This is a genomic window from Pseudoalteromonas sp. OOF1S-7, from assembly GCF_022347765.1.
Taxonomy (GTDB): Bacteria; Pseudomonadota; Gammaproteobacteria; order Enterobacterales; family Alteromonadaceae; genus Pseudoalteromonas.
The window spans coordinates 54,270-77,197 of the sequence record NZ_JAKRFZ010000015.1 but is presented as its reverse complement, the minus strand read 5'-3'; the positions used below and the strand labels follow the sequence as shown (position 1 = coordinate 77,197).

Annotated in this window: 21 protein-coding genes; 12 read left to right on the top strand and 9 right to left on the bottom strand. The window is 50.8% G+C overall.

What is annotated here, in order from left to right:
* Window positions 1-31: 31 nt before the first annotated feature.
* The 3 genes from MHN33_RS18720 to MHN33_RS18710 form a co-directional block, all read right to left on the bottom strand.
* Window positions 32-418: a hypothetical protein gene (locus MHN33_RS18720; protein WP_239400221.1), complete on the bottom strand. Its 387-nt coding sequence runs from the start codon at window positions 416-418 to the stop codon at window positions 32-34.
* Between the two features lie 2 nt (window positions 419-420).
* A complete protein-coding gene (locus MHN33_RS18715; protein ID WP_239400219.1) occupies window positions 421-2,079 on the bottom strand; it encodes a S41 family peptidase in 1,659 nt (552 codons plus the stop codon).
* A 162-nt stretch (window positions 2,080-2,241) separates the two neighbouring features.
* Entirely contained in the window at window positions 2,242-2,946 is a 705-nt protein-coding gene (locus MHN33_RS18710; RefSeq protein ID WP_239400217.1) for a hypothetical protein, read from the bottom strand.
* 160 nt (window positions 2,947-3,106) lie between these two features.
* On the opposite strand from MHN33_RS18710, the gene MHN33_RS18705 reads away from it, so the two are divergent.
* From MHN33_RS18705 to MHN33_RS23935, 5 genes are all read left to right on the top strand, one after another.
* Complete coding sequence (locus tag MHN33_RS18705; protein WP_046006139.1) at window positions 3,107-3,487, top strand: hypothetical protein; 381 nt, start codon at window positions 3,107-3,109, stop codon at window positions 3,485-3,487.
* Between the two features lie 590 nt (window positions 3,488-4,077).
* On the top strand, window positions 4,078-5,271 hold the full coding sequence (locus MHN33_RS18700; RefSeq protein WP_239400215.1) for a DUF3103 family protein: 1,194 nt from the start codon (window positions 4,078-4,080) through the stop codon (window positions 5,269-5,271).
* Window positions 5,272-5,646: 375 nt separating this feature from the next.
* Window positions 5,647-6,912 (top strand): efflux RND transporter periplasmic adaptor subunit, encoded by a 1,266-nt coding sequence (locus MHN33_RS18695; RefSeq protein ID WP_239400213.1) that lies wholly within the window; start codon window positions 5,647-5,649, stop codon window positions 6,910-6,912.
* A complete protein-coding gene (locus tag MHN33_RS18690) occupies window positions 6,905-10,048 on the top strand; it encodes an efflux RND transporter permease subunit (protein ID WP_239400211.1) in 3,144 nt (1,047 codons plus the stop codon). Before MHN33_RS18695 ends, MHN33_RS18690 begins: the two co-directional genes overlap by 8 nt.
* A 20-nt stretch (window positions 10,049-10,068) precedes the next feature.
* Window positions 10,069-10,698, top strand: coding sequence for a TetR family transcriptional regulator (locus tag MHN33_RS23935; protein ID WP_275442896.1), 630 nt, complete (start codon window positions 10,069-10,071; stop codon window positions 10,696-10,698).
* A gap of 88 nt (window positions 10,699-10,786) precedes the next feature.
* On the opposite strand, the gene MHN33_RS18680 is transcribed toward MHN33_RS23935, so the two are convergent.
* The gene (locus tag MHN33_RS18680) at window positions 10,787-12,400 is read right to left on the bottom strand and encodes an endonuclease (protein WP_239400273.1); all 1,614 of its coding nucleotides are present in this window, start codon (window positions 12,398-12,400) and stop codon (window positions 10,787-10,789) included.
* Between the two features lie 354 nt (window positions 12,401-12,754).
* Here MHN33_RS18680 and MHN33_RS18675 point away from each other — a divergent pair, with 354 nt between their 5' ends.
* The 5 genes from MHN33_RS18675 (at window position 12,755) to MHN33_RS18655 (ending at window position 18,578) form a co-directional block, all read left to right on the top strand.
* Window positions 12,755-14,572 carry an assimilatory sulfite reductase (NADPH) flavoprotein subunit gene (locus MHN33_RS18675; RefSeq protein ID WP_239400209.1) on the top strand — a complete coding sequence of 606 codons (1,818 nt, stop codon included), beginning with the start codon at window positions 12,755-12,757 and terminating at the stop codon, window positions 14,570-14,572.
* A gap of 54 nt (window positions 14,573-14,626) precedes the next feature.
* Window positions 14,627-16,351, top strand: coding sequence for an assimilatory sulfite reductase (NADPH) hemoprotein subunit (gene cysI / locus MHN33_RS18670; RefSeq protein ID WP_239400207.1), 1,725 nt, complete (start codon window positions 14,627-14,629; stop codon window positions 16,349-16,351).
* A 64-nt stretch (window positions 16,352-16,415) separates the two neighbouring features.
* The gene (locus tag MHN33_RS18665; RefSeq protein WP_239400205.1) at window positions 16,416-17,156 is read left to right on the top strand and encodes a phosphoadenylyl-sulfate reductase; all 741 of its coding nucleotides are present in this window, start codon (window positions 16,416-16,418) and stop codon (window positions 17,154-17,156) included.
* Between the two features lie 124 nt (window positions 17,157-17,280).
* Window positions 17,281-18,072 (top strand): hypothetical protein, encoded by a 792-nt coding sequence (locus tag MHN33_RS18660; RefSeq protein ID WP_239400203.1) that lies wholly within the window; start codon window positions 17,281-17,283, stop codon window positions 18,070-18,072.
* A complete protein-coding gene (locus MHN33_RS18655; protein ID WP_239400201.1) occupies window positions 18,069-18,578 on the top strand; it encodes a DUF4124 domain-containing protein in 510 nt (169 codons plus the stop codon). The genes MHN33_RS18660 and MHN33_RS18655 overlap by 4 nt, the downstream gene beginning before the upstream one ends.
* Here the strand turns inward: MHN33_RS18655 and MHN33_RS18650 are convergent.
* The 4 genes from MHN33_RS18650 to MHN33_RS18635 form a co-directional block, all read right to left on the bottom strand.
* Window positions 18,575-19,672, bottom strand: coding sequence for an NAD(P)/FAD-dependent oxidoreductase (locus tag MHN33_RS18650; protein ID WP_239400199.1), 1,098 nt, complete (start codon window positions 19,670-19,672; stop codon window positions 18,575-18,577). The two genes, MHN33_RS18655 and MHN33_RS18650, sit on opposite strands and share 4 nt — an antisense overlap.
* 86 nt (window positions 19,673-19,758) lie before the next feature.
* Complete coding sequence (locus tag MHN33_RS18645) at window positions 19,759-19,977, bottom strand: hypothetical protein (RefSeq protein ID WP_239400197.1); 219 nt, start codon at window positions 19,975-19,977, stop codon at window positions 19,759-19,761.
* A 90-nt stretch (window positions 19,978-20,067) separates the two neighbouring features.
* Window positions 20,068-20,508, bottom strand: a complete 441-nt coding sequence (locus tag MHN33_RS18640; protein ID WP_239400195.1) for a PaaI family thioesterase — start codon at window positions 20,506-20,508, stop codon at window positions 20,068-20,070.
* Between the two features lie 15 nt (window positions 20,509-20,523).
* Window positions 20,524-20,922: an RNA-binding S4 domain-containing protein gene (locus MHN33_RS18635; protein ID WP_239400193.1), complete on the bottom strand. Its 399-nt coding sequence runs from the start codon at window positions 20,920-20,922 to the stop codon at window positions 20,524-20,526.
* A gap of 206 nt (window positions 20,923-21,128) precedes the next feature.
* On the opposite strand from MHN33_RS18635, the gene MHN33_RS18630 reads away from it, so the two are divergent.
* Together MHN33_RS18630 and MHN33_RS18625 are read left to right on the top strand one after the other, a co-directional pair.
* A complete protein-coding gene (locus MHN33_RS18630) occupies window positions 21,129-21,401 on the top strand; it encodes a hypothetical protein (protein ID WP_239400191.1) in 273 nt (90 codons plus the stop codon).
* 84 nt (window positions 21,402-21,485) lie between these two features.
* The gene (locus tag MHN33_RS18625) at window positions 21,486-22,160 is read left to right on the top strand and encodes a hypothetical protein (protein ID WP_239400189.1); all 675 of its coding nucleotides are present in this window, start codon (window positions 21,486-21,488) and stop codon (window positions 22,158-22,160) included.
* 55 nt (window positions 22,161-22,215) lie between these two features.
* On the opposite strand, the gene MHN33_RS18620 is transcribed toward MHN33_RS18625, so the two are convergent.
* Window positions 22,216-22,878 (bottom strand): DUF2959 domain-containing protein, encoded by a 663-nt coding sequence (locus MHN33_RS18620; protein WP_239400187.1) that lies wholly within the window; start codon window positions 22,876-22,878, stop codon window positions 22,216-22,218.
* Between the last annotated feature and the right edge of the window lie 50 nt (window positions 22,879-22,928).

Sequence of the window (22,928 nt, the reverse complement as noted above, 5' to 3'; positions counted from 1 at the left end):
GGGTGTGAAGCCGGGCTTAACACTTAGCCCGTTAAGGCTGGCGCGGATTGATCACACAGGGCACCGAAGGCAATACCCGATATTCTCCGGTTCTGGGGTAATACAAAACACACTGCTTACCCCGTTTTTGCAGTTCGAAACCCGTGACACCGCCCTCTCTGCTGCCCAGTATGGGTTGTCCGGAGGGATCCAGCAGGTTACCTTTTTCAAGAAATAAGGTGGAATGCTGCATAAACACATTGTGGGCGAGTTTGGGGGCCCTGCCACCCTTGAGGGCGACAATGGCGTGTTGAATCTCTCGGATCATGTCCGGGGTGGTTTGTTCAATTAAGGCCGCATGGACTGGTGCAGCTTTGCTAGATTGGCAGCCGCTGAGCAGCAGAGCCAGTAAGGTGGCAAACCATCCCGAACATCTCATCGTTACTGTCCTTTAAGTGTTGTGTGGATCGCGCCATCACGTAGTGGTTTGAACGGTAAGATCACTGTGTTATGTGCCCCGGCCTGCCCGCTGTCATCGGGTCTGGCAGAAACCCCCGCCGTCTCGTTGGCCAGGCAGCTTCCGGTTGCACTGTGGTGTAAAGCAGTCGCCAGGAGCTGCTCACTTTCGTCCCCTAATTCATGGCTTAAATCATCACTTACCTGACAGCCAGGTACTTTTGCATCTAACCCGGTTTCGCCGCTTATCTGGCTTGCTGGTGTTGGGGTAAAGCCATTGGCGTAGTCGCCAAAGCCCTTTTCATTAGCAGATTTAGATTGAATGGTGTAATACACCATGCCACAGTTCGGTGCGGGTAAGAAACCATAGGGTTTACCTCGCGTAGTAGTGCCTATCTGAACCACCTCCACATCGATACCACGCAAGCCATTGATCACCATTTCACTCGCTGAGGCGGTGTCGTCGGTGGTCAGTACGTATACTTTAGACAAATCCAGGCTGGGTAAGGTGGTGTCATTGAGAAATACTTCTCGGGTCCAGTCAATCCGGCGAGGCTCAAAGGTGTAAACTCGGTTCTCACTCTGGCGCTTATCATTATAGGTAGTAACCCCAAAGTTGCGACTTAGTGAGCTGTCACCTGCAACCATATAACCTAGCTGTGCGGCGCTGTGAATGAGTCCGCCACCGTTATACCGCATATCCAGCACCAGCTCATTGACCCCCCTGTTTTTAAAACTGTCAAATGCCGCGATCAGGGGTTCCTGTGCAGTAGGGATAAACTGATTGAACTGCACATAGCCGACGGTTTTTCCACCGTGCGATATAATTTTGGTGTTTTGCACCGGTGTTTGCTCAAAGTCGACGGCTGTCATATTGGCCGACTTCTCTTCGCCCTGGGTAGGGCGAAAAACGAAGGTGTAGGCTTTTGGTTCACTGGGAAACAGGGCTTCGTTGAACAGCGTGACGTTATCACCGTCTACAAAGTCCTCGCCATCAATGCTGATCAGGCGGTCTCCTCTGCTCAGGCCTCTGGCCGCCGCTGGTGAGTTTGGTTCAATATAGGCTATGGTAAAGTTTCTATCTGGTGAAGCGGTTTTGATAGCTGCCCAGTGAATACCATAGCTGGTGGTCACACCCGACTGCCGTTCTTTTTGATAGCTTTCGTAGGTGCTGGAAAAGTGGAACTGGTCTTTCAGTGAATTATCCGGGTTACGCTGAGTGGTTTTTAGCTGGGCAAAATAATCTGCCACGGTGCTGAAATCTTGCGGGTTGTTGTCGGCTATTTCGTCATACCACAAGTAGGTTTCGTTGCTGAATGAGCGCAACCACATTTTTTCATGCATCACTGTCCCTTCTCTGTCCGGGAAGGGTTGGTTATTGTTAAACTCATCCAGCCCGGTCCGCGGGTTAGCGCAGTAGTTTATGAAGTTAGTGGCGGGCGGAAATACGCCAGGCTGCCAGCTTGGCTCTGTGCTGCTCCCACCTGAGTCGCTACCATTATTATTATTGTTATTAGTTGGTGTTGTCACAGTGCCAGAATCGCTGCCTGTGCTGCTCTCTGTGCCGCCGCCACCGCACCCTGAGAGCGCTGTGAGGGCCAAAGCCAATCCGATGGCAAGGTATAAGTTACTGAATTGCATCATGGTTTTATCCTGTCTGTTCGTTGCGCTAAAAACTGTCAACACTTTTTGTACAATACAACAGATAGACCGGGCTGACTGTTAATTAATGTCAACGGCAGCACAAATATTGAGTGTAAGCCATTCCATGCATATGAGGTAGGCGATTTTGCGCAGCATCTCGCTTTAGCCGGGTTGTCGGCGGCGTCTGCGCCAGGGACGAGACTGAAGCAGCAACAATATACCACTGAGACAAAATACCACACTACAGGCGGCAAAGGTGATCAGCAGTGGATTGTTGAAGTCATCACGCTCGTCATAATCCATAATGTGCAACATCCAGAAAAAGTCGAAAATGCGCCACAGCGTACTACGTACGGTGATCACCTGGCCACTGCGTGCCTCCAGGTACAGTGTCGTACTGAGTGGATCAGCAAACGTGATTTGCCAAACTTGAGGACGATACTGCACTTCCCGGGGGCCATTGGTAAGTAGCTGTACTGAGTTAATGGAGCTATCGCCGAGGAAATGGGCGCGGGCGTTGGCACGGATCTGGGTTTCGGTTGGGGCAGGAAAGGGGGCGCCGGTGGCGGTGAAATAGGTGCGTTCAGTTCCGTTAACAATGATCATGGGCTGATCTAAAAAGTGACTCAATGTCAGACTGCTAAATCCATCGACATTGCGCGCAAGGCGGTCGAGGTCAGCGGAATAATCGGCCGGAATAAAAGGGTTTTCCAGCGCACGTTTAGCCAGATGTTTGCCATGCACTTTATCCAGAGGAATAGCGCTCATCACCAGGCCACCGAGCAACCAGGCAAAGAGCTGCAGTGCCAGCAGATAACCCGCCAGTTTGTGGAATTTTCGGATAGGTTTGAAATTGGATTTATTCATAGTGCTGTTTTTTCGTCAAAATTGCTGATAGCTTATGAGAATTCGCGTAAAATCCATAGTGACATATTGTCGCACCTGCCAATCGACCGTGTTCTGGCGCTGAACATGACGCAGATATGGCAGCGAACCACTCAAAAAGAAACAAGGTAATTGCCCCGTCATGTCAGAAATCCAGTTTTTAAATGTCGACTTAGAGTTAGAATCCAAGCAGGATATTTCTGCTCTGGTTGCGGATCTTAAAAAGAACGCGGTGGTACTGCACTATGACCAGGATGAGTATCGCCAGCTGGCCAGAATTGAAGCCAGTGCTGAGGTAACGAGCCCGGACAAAGCCATTAATCATTTATGTGAACTGATCGAATCATGCTCTAAGTCAGCCCTGAAGCAGTGGCTTGGGTGTTCGAAACGCACCTTTGATATCGGCTTTAGCTGCGGAGAACAGCCAAAATGCTACTCTCAGGCGCTGCATGTGGATACTTTGTTGCGTATTTCTGCAATTGGTGCAGGCATGGAAATTACCCTCTACCCAGCTGAAAAGTAACGCTTTCATCCTAAATGTTACGCTCAGGCGCTGCACGTCGAGACTGTTGTTGCGGCTATCTGTCGTCGGCGCAACTGGTGCAGGTATGGAAATTACCCTCTGTCCTGCTGAAAAATAACGCTTTCATCCTAAATGTTACGCTCAGGCGCTGCACGTCGAGACTGTTGTTGCGGTTATCTGTCGTCGGCGCAACTGGTGCAGGCATGGAAATTACCCTCAGTCCTGCTGAAAAGTGATCGGTGCTGCCCATAATATATTCATTTGGTCGGCACGGCCTGTTCACATTGTACAGGTCTATTGATGTCAGTGAATTGCCTGCCTGAAACTGTTTCCCAGTGACTAATAATGACTCAAACCAAATAGAGCCTTCACTCTTGTTGATAGAAAGATCTAATTACCTCCTTATTTTTAACATTTAAAGTTGTTTTAAAACAGACGTATAATAAGTTTATGTTAATTTTCCTGTGTAAATTTTATATTAATGTGTTGATAATTTGATTTTCGTGTTTTATCTTGGGTTGGCACACGAGAGGTGGCTTCCCGTGGTTCAGGAGAGGCCGGAACAGGATTATTTCTGGAGAATTATAACAATGAAACGCATATCTCAGATGACTTTGTCGGCACTGGCTCTGAGCCTGAGTGCAGCAGCGAGCGCAACCGCAGCCCCGGTTGAGGCCGTGAATAAACTGGCAGCGCCACTGGCGCAGATTGACCGCTTTAATCCACAGGCCTTCCAGGTCAGTGACATCAAGAAAGTGATGGCGAAATCGCTGGCGCAAGAGTTGTCGCACCAGGGGCCGCGCTGGCAGTCAGCACTGGCAAGCCAGCCACGCCTGACGGTGCAGGACATGCAGGTATCACAGCAAGCACAGTCATTGATAGGCCAGGCAAGCACACAAACCCGGGTATTGAAAGGCTTGCCGCAAAGCGACAGCAACCTCTATCAATTGCGTCTGGCTTCGGCTGACATGCTGAGCCAATGGCAGGAAGGCGAAGAGCCGTTGATCGCCTTTGCACCGAAAGGGGATGATAAAACCTGGATCCATGTTGAAGCCTATGACAGTGACGGTCAGCTGCATCTGTTAGATGCACAGCAAATGCCACAGCGCCCGGTGCTTGTTCTGGAGCTGGATCAACAACAGGTGCGCCGTGAAGGGCTGGCCGTGATGCAGAACATTTTTAGCAGTGCCAGAGACGGACAAACGGTTGAACGTTTTTCTCGCGATATGCTGCAAACGAACCAAATGACGATTCAGTCTGAGGCCATTTCGACCAGCGTTTTGAAGCGTATTCGTCTCAACAACGATCAGGAACCCTGGGTACTGGGTAAAGCGGAAGTGTATGGCATTGTCACTGGAGTGAGTCCTTCGCGTGATGAACCTGTGCTGGATATTGTAGATATGCCCTACCTGGATCATGATGGTACTGACTACACACCAAATCAGATCCTGATCCACTGGGAGCGCTATCGCTGGCAGGCTGCGGACGTACTGTTAATGGAACAGGATGACAACACCAACTACAAAGATTTAGCGACGACCTTTTTAGATATCGTCACTCAGGTGATGCGCACCATTCCGGATCCCAATGTACAGGGCTATGCGATTATTCCTCAGCTGACCAATCAGCTGATCAAAGCCATGCCGGATCACTGGTTCAGCAATGACGATGATTATGTGGATGTTTTTTACACCTTGTTTGAAGGTCAGAATTACAGTGGTTACATGGGCGCCAGCAATAACGCAAAAATTACACTTTCTCCCCTAACCATAGAGCCAAGATAAGCGTCTGTGGTTATCCACTGGCGTTAGCTTTTTAGCTCACAACCCGTTGAGTAGGTTACGGTCTAACGGACTAGGCCGGTTTTTTTATTCTTCAGTGAGTATGCCTTGGGTATGCTCGCTTTTTCCTTGCTGGCGCTGCGTTTGAGCGGTGTGCATAATTTGCACGCGTCATACTTACTGCTATTCCCCTTTCTTTAACCTTTTCTTGTAACTGAGATTTTAATGCCAAAGCTGTTTACTTAGCTGTATCCGTGAGGGGGTTTTAACCCGCTTGCGATATCGCCTTTGCTGAGAAAATACACAGCTTATATTTACATACATTCTGGTATGTATATAATCCAAAACATTCTAATTGGTATGTAAAAGAGGATGAGTGTGAAATCATATTTAGTAATTGCTGCCACAATAATGAGTTTGCTGGTCGCTAAAACGGGCTATGCAGACAATATGCCTGTTGCTTATGCCGTTGAGGCAAGCACTGTGAGTAAACAGGCGATCAGAGACTGGGCATTTGCAGAAGGAATTGCACAGGGGATCCGCCGTGAGTACCTCAATTTTGAAAGTGGTGGTAAGGTGGTTTTTCTGGCAGATGACCGAAATGGCAACCGCTTGCGTGCCGGCAGTTTCGTCACCGGACCTAAACCGGGTGAGCGCTTTGGTCAGCTCCTTGCCCGCATTGACGAGCGTACCGGCGCAGAAGCGGTAAAAGGCTATGAGGCGTCACTGCGCAGTGCGGTGCTGGGGATTGAGCAGGCCCAGGCACAGCTGCATCAGGCACAAAACAACCATAATCTGGCGAAAACCAGTTTTGAGCGGGCACAATCAATGTGGGAGCGCAAGCTTATTGCCAAAGAGCGATTTGAAGCCGTTAAAACTGAGCTGCTGAACGCGCAGCAATCCATGCACACCGCGACTGCGGCACTGGACTCTGCCCGCAGTCAGAAGCTGGCGGCGCAGGCCCAGCTGAATCAGGGCAAAGTGAATCTGGAAAAGACCGGCATATTTGCGCCCTTTGATGGTCAGCTCAGAGCAGTCAACGTTCGTCAGGGGGATTACTGGACAGGGCCAGCGGCGGTGATGTCAGATAAAGATCGGGAAATGCATGCGGCTATGGTGGTGATTGACACCAGCCAGTACGAAGTCACTTTAAACGTACCTTATTATGCTGCCGACAAACTGGCGGAAGGACAAACCGTGTATCTGAGCTGGAGCAATGAAAAGCTGCTGAATGCAGCTAACAGTGGCTTTACCACCGGGGATATCAGCCTGGGCAAGATTTTCTCTGTCAGCCCGAGTATCAGCCTGAGTAAACGTGCAATTGAAGTGAAAGTGCATACTTTTGCAGGTGCGCAGCATCTTAAAGATGGCATGCATGTCAGTGCCTGGATCAAGGTGGCAGAAAAACCACTGACTTTGAGTGTGCCACATCAGGCTGTGATGATGCGCAACAACCGACCCTTTGTGTATGTGATCAACGAAGCGAATAAAGCACAACTGACGCCGGTTGAAACGGGCATTGAAGATCTCTATCGTGTTGAGATCCTGGCCGGGTTGAGCGCCGGCCAACAGGTGGTCGTGAACGGTGAGCACCTGTTGGTGCATGGCAGCGCGGTACGTGTTGTGGGAGCGGCCCATGAATAAGCTGGGTCTGGCACATAAGCTGTTTGTTGATAAAGTGATTTCAACCTTGCTGCTGGCTATCTTATTGGTCGGCGGGGTACTGGCTTACTCGGGCATGTTAAAAGAAAACTATCCCGATCTGGAAATACCCCAGGCCATTATTACGATTGAATGGCCGGGTGCGGCCGCAGAGCAGGTTGAAAAGGAGGTAACTAAACCCCTGGAAGATGCGCTCAATGGTTTGCAGGGGCTTAAAAAACTGCAAAGTGGCTCGCAGTTTTCTTACGCGGTGATAGCCGTGGAATTCAAATCTGATGAGCCGATGAATGAAGCTATGCAGCGGTTAAGGGCGAAAGTCGATGAGGGGAAGGCTGAATTTCCCGGTGCGGTAAAAACCCCGCTGATCGAGCAGGTGTCAGTGAATGACACGCCCGTCATTGAGTTTATGTTGTATGGCTCACTGGATGACACCAGTTTCAGTCAGGTGGTTAAAACCATCGAGAAGCGCCTTGAGGCCAAACCGGGAGTGAAAAAGGTTGATAAAGGTGGTTATCGCGAAACGGTGGTGCATGTGCGTATGCTGCCTGACAGGCTAAGATCTCTGAAACTCTCTCCTAATCTGGTTCGCCAGCGCATTGAAGAAGCCAACCTGGATACCAGCTGGGGGGAGTATGATGATGGTAATCGTATTCATCGCTTGTATCTGGCAGGTCGTTTCGATGATATCAAAGCTTTGCAGCAGTTGCCGATTACGCGACTGAACGATAATCGCCTGATCCGGCTTGAAGAAGTGGCGCTGGTTTACAAAGGGCTGGATAAAGTCAAAAGCGAAACTTATTTCTCTGAGCAGGGAGAACCTTTTACTCAGGGGGTGTCACTGGGGGTGAAAAAACGTCCGGGCGTTGACACCATTACGCTTATCAATGAAGTGAAAGCAGCCATGGTGGAGTACCAGACGCAAGGGTTCTGGCCGGATGGCCTGAAAGTACAGATTATCAGCGATGAAAGCGCCCTGATTGATGAGTCATTTGCCAATGTGTTCAGTAATATCTGGCAGGCCATGCTGGCGGTGTTCGTCATTTTAATGGTGTTACTGACCTGGCGGGAAGCGCTGATCGCCGGTGCAGCGATCCCGCTCACTTTTCTGGGGGCACTGATGATCCTGGGTTTATTCGGTTATACCCTGAATACCATGATGATCATCGGAATGGTGTTGGCATTGGGCATGCTGGTGGATGTCTTCATTCTGGTGATGGAAGGGATGCACGATAACCTCTATCGTAAACGCCTTTCATTTAAGGAAGCGGCGTTGGCAACCGTTAAGACCTACGCCATGCCCGCGTTTTCAGGCCAGTTGACCACCATTTTGGCGATGGCACCCATGATGGCCATCGGCGGTGTGGACGGTAAGTTTATCCGTCTGATCCCCATCACCGCGGTGTTGTGTCTGGTATTGAGCTATCTGATTGCGTTTCTGATCTGCATTCCTTTGTCGCAATATTTGCTGAGCAACGCCAAACAGGCGCAGATGAGTACGGTCGACAAGCTGACTCTGGTTGCCGGGCAAAGTTTACAGCGTTGGCTGAATCGGTTTGCCCTGCGCAGTCGTCGTCGCGCAAGTGCCTGGGTTGCAGGCAGCGTTATCGTGTGGCTGATCTCGACTGGGTTGATGAGTACGCTGCCGTCACTGCTTTATCCTAAAGCGGATGGCCGAAACCTCGCCATCACCATAGAGCTGGGACCGGATGCCACACTGGCACAAAGTCGCTCGGTGGCTGAGCGGGCTGGTGCATATCTGGCCACGCGGCCCTATTTTGAAAACGTGACTATGTACGTCGGCAAAAAGAGCCCCAGAGCGATAAGTTCCATCAGCGATCAGCTATTGCTCAATGAAAACCCGAACCTGGTGGGGTTCTCTGCGTTATTTGTACCTAAGGATGAGCGTACCCAGTTAGCCTACGAATATGTGCCAGAGCTCAGAGCGGGTCTGAACGAGGTGCTGGCCGACGTTGCCGGTATTACGGTGCTGTTTACACCAGAAGTGGGCGGGTCCAGCAATGATGACCCCGTGCAAATTGTGCTCAGTGGCTCAGATATGGCGCAGCTGTCGGCGTATGCCAGTCAGGTCCAGCAGCAATTGGCCACGGTTAATGGTGTGACGGATGTGCGTAATAACCTGGGGGCGTGGCAAAGTCAGGTCAGGCTGACGGCCAACCGGGAAGCGTTGAATTTTCATGGTATCACCGAGCAAGATTTTGCCAGTCAGCTACGCCTGGCAACAGAAGCGGATGAGTATGGTAAGTTTAAACTCGCGGGGACGGAAGATGACCTGAAGATCCGACTCAGTACCTACTGGGAGAGCCGGGATGAGGATATTGGTGGCCCTAAGTCTCTGGCTGAGATCAACCTGATCAGCTTATTCACTCCTGAGGGGGAGCTGGTACCCGGTGGCAATCTGGTGGAATATGAAATTGATGCAGTGCCGCCACTTTACACGCATGCCCAGACTCAGCGTGCCATTACTATCAAAGCCAAAGTGGAAGGGATCACGGTTGGCGAAGTCATTGCACAACTTGACCCCCAGTTGCAGGCATGGCAGCGAACCTGGCCAGAGGGATATAGGTATAGCTATGCGGGAGAGGCGGAAAATGCGGAGGAAACCTACGGCTCCGCCGGTATGGTGTTTGTGCTGGCCATTATGATGGTGTTTGCGGTGCTTACCCTGGCGCTGGATTCATTCAAGCAGCCACTGGTAGTGCTGTTTACTATCCCGCTGGCACTGATAGGTACCTTTAGCGGATTCTGGGTATTTCAGATCCCCTTTTCCTTCCCTGCCATGATAGGGTTAATCGCACTGGTGGGGATTGTGGTCAACAATGCCATCGTGATGCTGGACACCATTAACGGTCATATTAAAGCCGGGGTGGGGCTCAGTGATGCGTGTGCCCGTGGTGCAGCAGAACGATTGAGGCCCATTATTGGTACCAGCATCACCACCATAGTCGGGCTGGTACCCTTGGGGCTGAGCGATCCCACTTGGTTCCCGCTGTGCTTTGCAATTATCTTTGGCTTGCTGGCATCGACCCTGGTGGCCATGATTGTCATACCGGCAATGTACATGCTAGTCTCGCGGCCACTATCTGATAAGCCTGTTTAATACCTGGATGGAAACTACTGATGCCCAGAAGAACCAAAGAAGAAGCCGAGCAGACACGTCTGGCGTTGATTAAATCCGCACTGCAGCTATTCAGTGAAAAAGGGGTCGCACATACGACCCTGATGGATATTTCTAAGGCTGCGGGCGTGACCAAAGGGGCGTTTTACTGGCACTTCAAGAATAAGCTTGAAGTACTGGAAGCGATCACCCAGGAATATGCGCTGCCCCTGGATGAGGCTGCGCAGCAGAAGCTGGAAACCATGACACCCAGCACCGCGAATCTGATTGAGGCAATTACCTTTTATTTCGAGACACTGGAACAATCGGAGGCCCTGATTGCCTTTCAGGAAGTGATCTTGTTTAAGTGTGAATACACCGATGAGTTCAGTGCGTTACTTAAGCGAGATAAGGACGATCTCGAGAAAGCCCGTGATATTTTTAGCGCGTTTATTACTGATATGGGCCAGAGCCAATGGCAGGGACCACGCCCTGATACGGCGCACATCGAAGCGCTGAGTCAGGCGCTGCTCAATGCATTGGTGGGCGCATTGTTCCACTGGCTTACAACCCGCCAGGGCATTCTGTCTCAGACCGTGACACAAACGGTCAGGATGATTTTGCGTGGTGGTGGATTGAAAGTCGATTGCTAAAGAAGGTATACCTGTGTCTGCCTTTTAGGTATGGTTCAGCCACAGCCTTGTGCGCTGAACCTATTTTGTATCAATAGGCAGGTATGAATTACCAGATCTGCTCTACAAACTCTGGGTGATCCACAAACGGGTTACGATTGCCCTGATACTGGTAGGCGCCTTCGTTGCGGGCACGCTCCAGTGCATCAACCGGATCGGCCTGATGCCAGCGTTTGAGCATAGCAATAACCCAGGCCTCAAAGACCTGATCACTGCTGCCATTAAGGACCGCATCGCTGTAGCTGGAATTGTTCTGCCAGCTACTGATACGATCCTGATAGCGCGTGGCCATATAAAAATAAGCGCGGGCAAAGTCGCCTTTAAACGCATCGATAGGTTCAAACACGGTACCGCTGTAACCTATGCCCGAGGCACTGCCCACTTTACTGCCGTTACTTGAGGTATAAGTGCTGCTGCCCACTTCGCCAAACGGGAAGCTGCTGCGGCGATTATTCACATAGCCATCTGAGGCGAAGATATGGTGAATGTCTGAGTTCATTGGCTCAATTTTGCCGCCAAACCAGCTTTTCGGAAATGAATGCTCACGGTTGTAACAGTCGCCTTCAATGCGGGCGGTACCGCACTGATCGCCCACCGCCGTAAACTCGTGACTGTCCGTGCTGGTTGGCTTTTCAGAGTAGCGGTCCAGGACTGTGCCATTATTCTCAAAGTAGCGGTCACGCTCGTACTGATCGATGAACGACCAGATAGCGCCATAACCCTGATTATTATGGCTGGCAATGATGTTGTGCAGCGCCGTTTTCAGGGCATAACCCGATAAACCTGCCGCAGCACTGTAGTAACCTGTCGGTGTATCGCCACCACCATCGCCACCGCCATTATCGGTGCCGAGCGTGAAGCTGTGTGAAGCCGATGAAGTGAACTGGCTGCCCGATGCTATCATCCCTGAAGGACCGTTCAGGCTATATGAGCCGTTTCCATAACTGCAACAAATACCATCCCCATAGCTGTCAGATATCGTAAAAGTGTATGAGCCATCGGTTAAGCACAGGTTTTCACTGTAGTTCTGGCTGGCACCATAATTCTGGCCACTGGCGACGGTCGCATTCGACGCGTTTTTAATCACCCAGCTGGTTTCTTCACCGTACTTGTCTGTGGTCAGATTGAAGGTCAGCGCATTGGCCTGGCAGGCCCCATCGGTTGGCGGTGGCGTGCTCGTGGTACCGCTGGGCTGAAAGTTATCAACATATACTGTCTCATTGCCGTCAAATCCGCTGACGTCATAAAAGCGCAGGCCCACCGTGATTTGGCCATTGCTGGTGGCCGTATAATCATGGCTCAGTTGTTGCCATTGATTTAACTGTTGCGGATCCGAATAATTGTGATAACCGTCAGCGACCAGGCGAGCCCTGACGCCGCCTTCAGTATGGTAAACCCAGGTACTGAAGGTATAAGTTTTACCTGCCTCAACCGTGACGGTTTGTGCCAGATCGGTATTGCCCTGCGTTGTAGTCAGCACATTGACGGCGGCAGCCATCTGTCCGCTGTAAACGCGATTCTGTTCGGTAGTCAAAGAGATACCCGAATCAATGGTGGTCCAGTTGCTGGGTTTACCCAGCTGCCATTGCTCGAAATCTCCGTTGTCTACCTGTCCCCATGCCATGGTACTGAGCAGGCTTAACGCGCTGCCAGCCAGGCCCATAGTCAGGCACAAAGGCCCTTTTCTTGTAATCATTTTATTATTCCCGTGTTCTATTTTTAATTTATATTGTTGTTTGGTTGTTAAAAACTGAGTGGGAGTTTAAAGGGTTTCTGTTACATTGTCGTTAACTTTTTAATTGTGTAAATCGGTACAATGGTTTTTAATCTGTTTTATTTGGAGTTTTTGAATATCCATAACCAAATGGAATAACAAAGCAGATACTGTTCTTTTTGTCGCGCAGTGAGTTGCGTATCCTGCATGCTAAGAAAATGACCGAATTGCACTGTGTGCGGGTGGAACCGCCGGGCAGTTCGGCGGGGCAAGCTATATAAGGGTTATGGGGAAACAATCATCATGTTGTTAAGTCAACTCAGTGCCGCGGCCAGTCCGCTGACACAAGAACAACTGCAAAAATTACAGGGGTTAGTAGCGGAGCTTAATCCGATCCAGCAGGCCTGGGTCAGTGGTTATCTGGCTGCCAATGCCAACACTGCTGCACTTGCGGGGACTTTAGGGCAGGCACCGGCAGCAGCCTCAGAAGCGGCGCCTTTGACTATTTTATACGGCTCTCAGACGGGCAATGCCAAAGGTGTTGCTGCGCAATTAGAGAGTGCGGCGAAGGCACGCGGCCTGCAAACCAAGCTGGTTAATATGGCTGATTACAAACCTTCAGCTCTGAAGAAAGAACAGTTTATTGCCGTTGCGGTATCCACCTACGGTGAGGGTGAACCACCCGAAGATGCAGAGACCTTACATGCCTTTTTAGCAGGTAAAAAAGCCCCGAAGCTGGATGGTGTTAAAGTGGCTGTGCTGGGTCTGGGTGACTCAAGCTATGAGTTCTTCTGTCAGACTGCCATTGACTTTGAAGAGCGGCTGCAAAAGCTGGGTGCTGAGTCTGTGGTTGCGCGCGCTGATCTGGACGTGGACTATGAAGATCAGGCAACTGCCTGGATTGACAGTGCCCTGGACGCATTTGAACCTGCGCTGAAGGCGCAGCAGACAGAAGGCGGTGCCAACGTGGTGGCCATGCCGCTGGCAACTGCCGGTGCGCATGCCAGCCAGTACACCAAACAAAATCCGTTCAGCGCAGAAATCTCTGTGGTTCAGAAGATCACCGGCCGTAACTCGACCAAAGATGTTCGCCACGTCGAGATTTCGCTGGAAGGGTCTGACATTGCGTATCAGCCAGGTGATTCACTGGGCGTCTTCTTCCTCAATGACGAACAACGTGTGGACGAAGTGATTGCGCTGCTTGGTCTTGAAGGCGACAGCGAAGTGACGCTGGGCAACGAGACGCTGACACTGCGCACTGCCTTGATTGAAAAGCTGGAGCTGACTCAGTCTTACCCAGGCTTTGTCGAAAAGTATGCGGCTGCAACGAATAACGCAGAGCTGAGTACACTGGCCGGTGACAAAGCCGCGCTGCGTGAGTACATCGAAGCGCGTCAGATCTTCGATATCATCAAGCAACAGCCGGGAACACTCAGCGCGCAGGCGCTCGTGGACAGCTGTCGTAAGATCCAGCCGCGTTTGTATTCTATTGCATCGAGCCAGGCTGAAGTAGAAGAAGAAGTGCACCTGACTGTGGGTCTGGTGGAATTTGACGCCTTTGGTGAAACCCATCAGGGCGGTTGCTCTGGCTACCTGGCGCATCGCGTTGAGGAAGGCACACAAGTTAAAGTGTTCAGCGAGCATAACGACAATTTCCGTTTGCCAGCAGACGACAATACCCCCGTGATCATGGTCGGTCCGGGTACCGGTATTGCGCCATTCCGTGCTTTCCTGCAAGAGCGTGAAGCACGCGATGCTGAGGGAGATAATTGGTTGTTCTTCGGTAACCCGCACTTTACACAGGACTTCCTGTATCAGGTTGAATTACAAAAGTACGTGAAATCGGGCGTACTGAATCGCATTGATCTGGCCTTTAGCCGCGATCAGGCAGAAAAAATCTACGTTCAGGACCGCTTACGTGAGAAGGGTCAGGACGTATACACATGGTTGCAAAATGGTGCGCATTTTTATGTGTGTGGAGACGCCAGCCGTATGGCCAAGGACGTTCATCAGGCATTAGTGGACATCGTTAAGCAGTATGCAGGTAAGAGCGACGAGGAAGCTGAAGAGTATCTCAAAGAGCTACGCAGCGCGGGTCGCTATCAAAAAGACGTGTACTAATCCTACGGGATTAGTCTGTACACACCGTCACAGTGTAAGAATTTAGGAATAAAGATGAGCAATAGCGATTACAAACCCAACAGTAAGCTCGACCCGAACGCCAAACTGTCTGATAACGAGCGTTTGAAAACCCAGAGCAACCTGCTGCGTGGCACCATTACCAATGATTTGGGCGATCAATTAACGGGTGGCTTTACCGCCGACAACTTCCAGCTGATCCGTTTCCACGGCATGTACCAGCAGGATGACCGTGATATTCGTGCCGAGCGTATCAAGCAAAAGCTGGAGCCGATGCACAACGTGATGTTACGTGCGCGGATGCCAGGCGGGATCATCAAGCCGCACCAGTGGCTGGCGATTGACAAGTTTGCCGAAGAAAAAACCGAGTATGGCAGCATCCGTCTGACCACCCGTCAGACTTTCCAGTTTCACGGTGTGCTGAAACCACATATTAAAGAAATGCATCTGACGCTGAACGATGTGGGTATCGACTCCATCGCCACCGCGGGTGACGTAAACCGTAACGTCCTGTGTACCACCAATCCGGTTGAGTCTGAGCTACATCAGGAGGCCTACGAGTGGGCGGCACGCATTTCTGAGCACCTGTTGCCAAAAACCCGTGCGTATGCCGAGATCTGGCTAAACGGTGAAAAGCAGGAAACCACCGAAGAAGAACCTGTGTTAGGTAGCACTTACTTACCGCGTAAGTTCAAAACCACAGTCACTATTCCACCAAATAACGAAGTGGATGTGCACGCCAACGACCTGAACTTAGTGGCCATTGCTGAAGACGGCAAGCTGGTTGGCTTCAACGTACTGGTGGGCGGCGGATTGGCCATGACCCACGGTGATGTGAATACCTACCCACGTAAGGCGGATGATTTTGGTTTTATCAGCCTGGACGATACGCTGGCGGTGGCTGAGCACGTGGTTGGCGTACAGCGTGACTGGGGTAACCGCGCGAATCGTAAGAACGCGAAAACCAAGTATACCCTGGATACCTTTGGTAGCGATGCGTTTAAAGCGGAAGTAGAAAAACGTGCCGGTGTGACCTTTGCACCAAGTCGTCCGTATGAATTCACTCATCGTGGCGATCGCATTGGCTGGGTTGAAGGCATTGATGGTAAGCACCACCTGACAGTGTTTATTCAAAGTGGCCGGATTTTGGACTACCCGGACAAACCACTGAAAACCGGTTGTCGCAAGATTGCCGAGATCCATCAGGGCGATTTCCGCATGACGGCGAATCAGAACCTGATCATCGCGGGTGTGCCTGCTGAGCAGAAGGCTGAAATTGAGCAGCTGGCCCGTGAACATGGTCTGATTGATGATGCGCACACCGAGCAGCGTAAAAACTCGATGGCCTGTGTGTCTTTGCCAACGTGTCCATTGGCGATGGCGGAAGCTGAGCGGTACTTGCCTGATCTGATTGAAAAAACTGAAGCGATCCTGGCCAAACATGAGATTGCTGACGACGACATCATTTTGCGTGTTGTCGGTTGTCCAAACGGCTGTGGCCGCGCCATGCTGGCAGAAATTGGCTTTGTGGGTAAAGGACCTGGCAAATATAACGTGTATCTGGGCGGTAACCGTGCCGGTACGCGGATCCCGAAACTGTATCTGGAGAATGTCGGTGAAGAGGTCTATCTGCCGGCACTGGACGAGCTGATTGGTCAGTGGGCCAAAGCGCGTCAGCCGGATGAGTGTTTTGGTGACTTTGTGATCCGTAAGGAGATAGTGGCTGAAGTGAAGGTATCTAAAACCGACTTCCATGCATAATAAAGCGGGCGCTCGGCGCCCCTGATCACGGCTTTTGGCCGTGGTGGAATACTGGGAATGAGTAATGAGTGACTTTAAACAAATCCTGACACTGGATAAGGCCTCACAGCAGGCATTATTGAATGATGCCAACGGTATGCTGGCGCAAAAAAGTGTTGAAGAGCGCGTGATCTGGGCACTGGAAAATCTGCCAGAGAACCCGATATTATCGTCCAGTTTTGGTATTCAGGCTGCGGTGATGCTGCATTTAGTAACCCGTCAGCGTCCGGATATTCCGGTGGTCCTGACGGATACCGGGTATTTGTTCCCGGAAACTTATCGTTTTATCGATGAACTGACAGAGCAGCTGAACCTGAATCTGAAAGTTTATCGTGCGATACAGGGTCCGGCATGGCAGGAAGCTAAGTACGGCAAACTGTGGGAGCAGGGCGAAGAAGGTATTAAGCGTTATAACACGCTGAATAAGGTAGAGCCGATGACCCGAGCACTGAACGAGTTACAGGCCGGGACCTGGTTTAGTGGTTTACGTCGTCAGCAATCTTCTACCCGTGCTGATAAGCAGATCCTGGAGATCAGTCGTGGTACCGTGAAGGTGTATCCGATTATCGACTGGCACAACCGTGACGTTTACCAGTACCTGACCAAACATGGATTGTCTTATCATCCGTTATGGGAGCAGGGTTATGTGTCTATGGGTGATGTGCACACCACCCGTAAACTTGAGCCGGGTATGAGCGAAGAAGAAACACGCTTCTTCGGTCTCAACCGGGAATGTGGTTTACATATTGATGGTGACGGCATTTAAGCGGCCCTGATCAGAGCAAAATCACAAAAGCGGACTCGGCTATACAGCCCAGTCCGCTTTTTTGTCACTATTGAGATGCAAGCGCTACACTGTGAATTACGAGGGAAAAGAGAAGGTGAATGCGATGCGCACAATGTACAGTCTGTTTGCTCTGTTGCTGTGGCTGGTGCCATTGAGTGGCCATGGTGCTGCAACACCCCTTCCTCAGACAGGATCCGAGTTGCCGGTGTTGCGCGTCGCCTTGCCCTATAACGCCTTCCCCCCTTTTGTGACCGGTGATCCCGCCCGGCCCGGTGTGCTCCCGGAGCTGCTGGCACACTTTACTCCTGAGGGAGAGCCGCTGGATGTGGACTATATACCGGAAGAGCGATCGAAAAAGCTGATAAAGCACGATCAGATCCAGGTACGGATGGAATCCGAATCCTGGTATCGGGGTGATACACCCATGTGCTGGAGCCAGGGGTTATACTGGGTAGAGGACGTGTTGATCACTCATCAGGATGCGACTGTACCCGACCAGGACTATCAGGGTTTTATTATGCTCGGACGGTTTGGTTATACTTATCCAACGGTTGAGCAGGCACTGGCACTGGGACAGTTACAGCAGAAGCTGTTTTACTCGGAGCGGGAGATGCTGGATGCACTGGCCTCACCGGTGAAAGAGGACCGTCGCTTCGCACTGATGAGCCTGCCTACAATTCGCTGGCTACAGCTGCGTAATCCCAAATTTATCACGGCGCTTAAAGTGCATCAGGTGGTCGATACCGCGGCATTACAATTACAGTTTAATCGCAGTGCGCTGGGGCTAAAAGGCTGTGCAAAATTTCGTGATTTCTTTATGCGCTTTCGTCACTCTACCGAATATCACTCTATACTGTTAAAGTATGGCCTCGATATTAAGGGAGTGCCGCAATGAAGTACGTAAGTTATCTGTTAATTATGGTGATGCTGATTGGTGTGGCGTCACTGTTTGTCCTAAAGCGGCCCGACGGCCGCACCTGGTTGAGCCTGGATGATATCCTCGGCAAGGCGCAGACTCAGGCCCAGCAAATACTGGATGAGTCAAAGCAGCAGCTGGATAAAGCGGTGGATATCGTAAATAGTTCGGATCAACCGACGCCCCAGCAAAAACCCAGTAAAATCTATAAATGGCAGGATACGCAGGGCAACTGGCATTACTCAGACCGGCCAAATGCCCGCGGGCAGAGTGAAGAAATGACGCTGGATCCGAGCAAAATTACCATTATGGCGGCGGAAAACACCGATATTCTCAGGCAGCTAAAAGAGCAGCAGGATGCCGGCCGTATTCCCAAAGATTTACCCGCCAATATGAGCCCGACAGACATTAAGAAACTGGTACAGGACGCGCAGAACATTGAAAAACTGATGCAGGAGCGCAGCAAAAAGCTTGAGGAGCTCTAGCGTTTGAGCTGCGACTCAACATACTCGGCGATCGCCAGACTGGCAGTCAGACCGGGTGATTCAATCCCAAACAGGTTGATGAGGCCATTAACACCATGGTGTTGATGGCCGTCAATCACAAAATCCTGCCCCTGGTCCAGATATAGCTTAGGTCTTATTCCCGCATAGTCCGGCTGCAGCCGTGCAGGGTCCAGTGCGGGCCAGTAGCTTTGTATGGCCTCGACAAAGCGGGCTTTTGCCTGAGCGTCCACCTGGTAATCCAGCTGATCAACAAACTCGGTGTCGGGTCCAAATCGGAGTTGACCGGCCATATCTAACGTGGCGTGGATCCCCAGACCATGCTGCTCCGGCATTGGATAGATAAGATGATGAAATGGATGCGAGCCCTGATAGCAAAAATACTGACCTCGGCATAAATGGCTTTGTGGAATGTGATGCTTCCCCAGCCCGATGATGCGCCTGGCGTTATCCTGTGCAAACAGGCCACCGGCATTGATCAACGTATGACAGCTCAGCTTAAAGCCTTCGCCATCACAATCCAGGATCACATTAAACCCGCTGGCCGTTGGTTCAGCCGAGTCAAAGCGGGTGTGGCAGACCAGGTTACCACCTGCGTGCTCCAGCTGATGCACCAGAGACAGCATCAGCTGATGACTGTCGACAATGCCGGTAGATGGAGAAAACAGTGCGGCACTGACACGCAGCCCGGGGGCCATATCGGCAATTTGTGCCCTGCTAAGTGGTGTCAGGTCATGCACGCCATTGCGTTTAGCCTGCGTCTCGATGTTAGCCAGTTTGTCTTGCTCTGCGGCTGTGCGCGCGAATAAAATTTTACCGAGTCGCTTAGCTGGTACATGGAAGCGCTCGCAATGGTCATATAGCAACGCCTTACCACGTACACACAGGCGCGCTTTGAGGCTGTGCTCATCATAATAGAGCCCGGCATGGATCACTTCGCTGTTGCGGCTGCTGGTGTGTTCGCCGAATTGTCCCATCTGGTCTATCACCAGTACCTGGCGAGTCTGGCTGAGGCGCGCTGCGAGGCCTAAGCCCACGACACCCGCGCCAATGATCACTGTATCTACGTGGTCCATGGATGTGTTTAAATTAGCAACTGAGGAATAAAATTGTAGCGAAATGCCCGCGTGGAGGCAAAGTCAGAGACACCGAGACGCGACAGTTACTTTTCTCTGCGCATCAGCAGGATGGTCAGGTAGATTTTCGTGGGCAACGAGCAGACCAAACCAATTGCTATACAGGCTGCGCCTAGTGCATAGCCCACGGGGCCCAGTGCCGTGAACCACAGTGCGTTCAACAGACTATGTCCGATGAAAATGAGTAACAGTCCACAGACAATCACGCAGTGCAGAATCACAATCAGGCGCTTTTGTTTCTTCACGATCTCAGCCTCCACAAACAGGGTTGAGATCATTGTGATATTGTGAAGAATAAAAAGGGTTGTGCTATATCAAGTTTGGCGACGTTAGGGCTATCGTCGTTCGACGACTGCGGCGGTCATGCGGGCCACGCAGCATAGCTCATCCCGGGCATTGACTATTTTCACTTCCCATACTGAGGTACGCCGGCCAAGGTGCAGGGGTCGCGCTGTGGCACTAAGTGTCCCATTGCGCGATGCCTTAAGATGATTGGCGTTGATCTCTTGTCCGACACAGTAAAAACGCTCAAAGTCGACTGCAAAATTAGCTGCATAACTGGCAACGGTTTCGGCTAGCGCCACGTTGGCACCGCCATGAACCATACCTAGTGGGTTGTGGTGTGCAGGGGTAGCCGGCATAGTAGCAACCAGGTAATCATCGCCAATTTCACTGATGCAGATCCCTAAAGTCTGCATCAGGGTGCCTTTTTTATGTTGTCCTTCATCGAGGGCCTGACAGTCTGCCAGTGTGACGGGGCGATACCAGATACTCACTATATATTCTCCTGTTTATCCAAATGAAATGGGTTTTCTGCCAGTCACACTATCCACCTTGTTGTTTTGTTTATTACGTCGCTTTTTGCCTGACTGGGTTGGCTTTTTGCGATTGTCCGAGGCTGAGCTTGCACTGGGTTGGTGCGCCGCAAGCGGTTTTGGCTGGCTACGTTCGGCGGGAACTGCGCCTTCAGCTAAGGTCAGCATAAAGGTTTCTTCGTTAAAATAGAGCGTATCACCGGCATATAATTTCTTGCGTTTAACCGTACAAAGCTCACCATTGACGCCTACATATCCGGCGGCGATAAGCTGCTTAGCTTGCCCGCCACTTTCTGCAAAGTCTAATACTTTTAAAAGGTTACAAAGTTCAATTGGCTCTTCTTCGAGCTCGATTTCGATATAATCTTGATTCATATCACAACCTCACTGGATGTTTTGCGACAGTATAGCGCGACGCTGCGGTGAACCACGAAACTTTTTCGCTTATCACCGTGTCTTTAATGTAATTGCAGCATTTGGTGTGTATCTTGCACGCCGATCAGAGCTGGGCGGCCTTGGGCCGTCGCTTAAAGCCGTTGTTCGCTGCGGCTATTGTAAATTATGACAACAGGAGACACTCCATGGGGATCCGTTCTGCACTAAAAAGAGATCTGATGAACTTAGAGGCATCGGGGTTAATGACAGCAGATGATGTGCGTGGCTATCTCAATACTCAGCTTAATTTGGGCAAAGACAAACTGGCGTTGATCTCACGATTCAATGAGCATCACAGCCAGGTACAAGCTGGCTTACCCAGTCAGGAGAGCGATCTTAAATTTGAGCGTCACCGCCTGTTTAAAGAGATTGTGTATCCCAAAACCGCGGTGCAAAACTGGCTGACACGTAGCCACTGATGCCGAGAGTGACGATGACACAATGTACAGATGTCAGGCTGCTGTGGTTTACTCAGACCATAATAACAAGAATCAGGAGTTTTCATGAAAGTATGGTCAGTGGCTGGGTGCTTGCTACTGAGCGCCTGCAGCTCTCAGCCTGTGGTACATGTGTTCCACTCATCTTTGGACGACGCAGGGCAACACTTGCTGATCAACCAGCTGGAACAGGCCAATATCAACTATGTATTGAATGACCTTCCTGTACCAGTAGAGTACACCAGTGATAGTAATACTGTTCGTCTCAATCGCTTTCCGGCAGATCAAAATGATGTTCTGATCTCACAGTTGTCTGAGGTGGTACGTGCGTTGGGGTATGCCGGACTCAATGTGCAGGACTTTAACGGCGAATATCATCGTTTCAGTGAGGGCAATTATGGTTTGTATTTTCCGAGCGATAGAGCTCAGTTTAGGCTGCCTAACGTCGTACATTCGCACGACTGTGCAATGGATCCCTTTCAGATTGAACTGAGTACGAGCGGAGACTGGAGCCTGACTGGGACAGCAACAAAGGGACAGTGGCAATACATTGACCCCTATTTGACCCTGATATGGAATGATGGTCGTGGCGCGATGCAACAGGCCTATCAGATGCGCTCGCACACAGTACAGACGCGGTTTGGAGAAAAGCCTGCGGTCACCTTACAGGTGATGGGCCACCGCAGTTATGCAGCCATCCCCATTTTTAACTGTGATTTGCAGGTAATCTACGCCGATTAGCATAGTAGTCACGGTTAACTGGCAGTATTAACCGTGACTGAGCAGAGCTTTGCATTTATGGCTGATTGGTATTATTCATGCTGGCAATAAAGGCATTGGAGTCCTCAATGGAGCGATTCATATCCGTGATCAGCGACTGAATATCGCGTTTCAGACCACTAAACTCGCCTTTGATTGCGGTAATCGCCTGAGCATTGAGGTTGTGCTTTAAATACAGCACATTATCTTTGAGCGAATCCAGCACAGGCTGCATTTTGGCTTCGCTGGCACGCATTGAGCGCAGCAACTTATCGAACTGGCGTTGCGTTTGACGGAGTTTTTGCTCGCTCTGACGTTTGAGCTTGGCGCTGGAATACTGCGTCAGTTCGTCCTGCCATTCGGAGAATAAGGCGTCGGCAACATCTTCAACTTTGTCTATGTTAGTACGTACGTCCTGTGCAGCGGCTTCACTGGACAAATAGTCGTCATTGAGTTGTTGATACACACTTTGTAACTCGCCACCATCAAAGTTGATCAGAGTGGTCAGGCGCTCCAGCGCAGACTGAAACTCTTGTTGTGTGGCCTGTTGCGCTGCTTTGGTATTCTCTACGCGGTCCACTAAGATCTCGCGCTTATGCACCCCCACTTTTTCCCAGGCGGCGTAGTACGCGCTTTGACAGGCGCTGAGCAGGCTCAGGCTTAAGATAATGAGGCTCGTTGTTAACACAGAATTGTTCATCGGCTTTCCTAATGCAGTTGATACATAACGGCTTATACTTAAATCTGACC

Bases quoted from the DNA above. Each gene is read 5' to 3' on its own strand.
- MHN33_RS18720 (WP_239400221.1), bottom strand. From the start codon at position 418: ATGAGATGTTCGGGATGGTTTGCCACCTTACTGGCTCTGCTGCTCAGC.
- MHN33_RS18715 (WP_239400219.1), bottom strand. From the start codon at position 2,079: ATGATGCAATTCAGTAACTTATACCTTGCCATCGGATTGGCTTTGGCC.
- MHN33_RS18710 (WP_239400217.1), bottom strand. From the start codon at position 2,946: ATGAATAAATCCAATTTCAAACCTATCCGAAAATTCCACAAACTGGCG.
- MHN33_RS18705 (WP_046006139.1), top strand. From the start codon at position 3,107: ATGTCAGAAATCCAGTTTTTAAATGTCGACTTAGAGTTAGAATCCAAG.
- MHN33_RS18700 (WP_239400215.1), top strand. From the start codon at position 4,078: ATGAAACGCATATCTCAGATGACTTTGTCGGCACTGGCTCTGAGCCTG.
- MHN33_RS18690 (WP_239400211.1), top strand. From the start codon at position 6,905: ATGAATAAGCTGGGTCTGGCACATAAGCTGTTTGTTGATAAAGTGATT.
- MHN33_RS23935 (WP_275442896.1), top strand. From the start codon at position 10,069: ATGCCCAGAAGAACCAAAGAAGAAGCCGAGCAGACACGTCTGGCGTTG.
- MHN33_RS18680 (WP_239400273.1), bottom strand. From the start codon at position 12,400: ATGGGCCTGGCTGGCAGCGCGTTAAGCCTGCTCAGTACCATGGCATGG.
- MHN33_RS18675 (WP_239400209.1), top strand. From the start codon at position 12,755: ATGTTGTTAAGTCAACTCAGTGCCGCGGCCAGTCCGCTGACACAAGAA.
- cysI (WP_239400207.1), top strand. From the start codon at position 14,627: ATGAGCAATAGCGATTACAAACCCAACAGTAAGCTCGACCCGAACGCC.
- MHN33_RS18665 (WP_239400205.1), top strand. From the start codon at position 16,416: ATGAGTGACTTTAAACAAATCCTGACACTGGATAAGGCCTCACAGCAG.
- MHN33_RS18660 (WP_239400203.1), top strand. From the start codon at position 17,281: ATGCGCACAATGTACAGTCTGTTTGCTCTGTTGCTGTGGCTGGTGCCA.
- MHN33_RS18655 (WP_239400201.1), top strand. From the start codon at position 18,069: ATGAAGTACGTAAGTTATCTGTTAATTATGGTGATGCTGATTGGTGTG.
- MHN33_RS18650 (WP_239400199.1), bottom strand. From the start codon at position 19,672: ATGGACCACGTAGATACAGTGATCATTGGCGCGGGTGTCGTGGGCTTA.
- MHN33_RS18635 (WP_239400193.1), bottom strand. From the start codon at position 20,922: ATGAATCAAGATTATATCGAAATCGAGCTCGAAGAAGAGCCAATTGAA.
- MHN33_RS18630 (WP_239400191.1), top strand. From the start codon at position 21,129: ATGGGGATCCGTTCTGCACTAAAAAGAGATCTGATGAACTTAGAGGCA.
- MHN33_RS18625 (WP_239400189.1), top strand. From the start codon at position 21,486: ATGAAAGTATGGTCAGTGGCTGGGTGCTTGCTACTGAGCGCCTGCAGC.
- MHN33_RS18620 (WP_239400187.1), bottom strand. From the start codon at position 22,878: ATGAACAATTCTGTGTTAACAACGAGCCTCATTATCTTAAGCCTGAGC.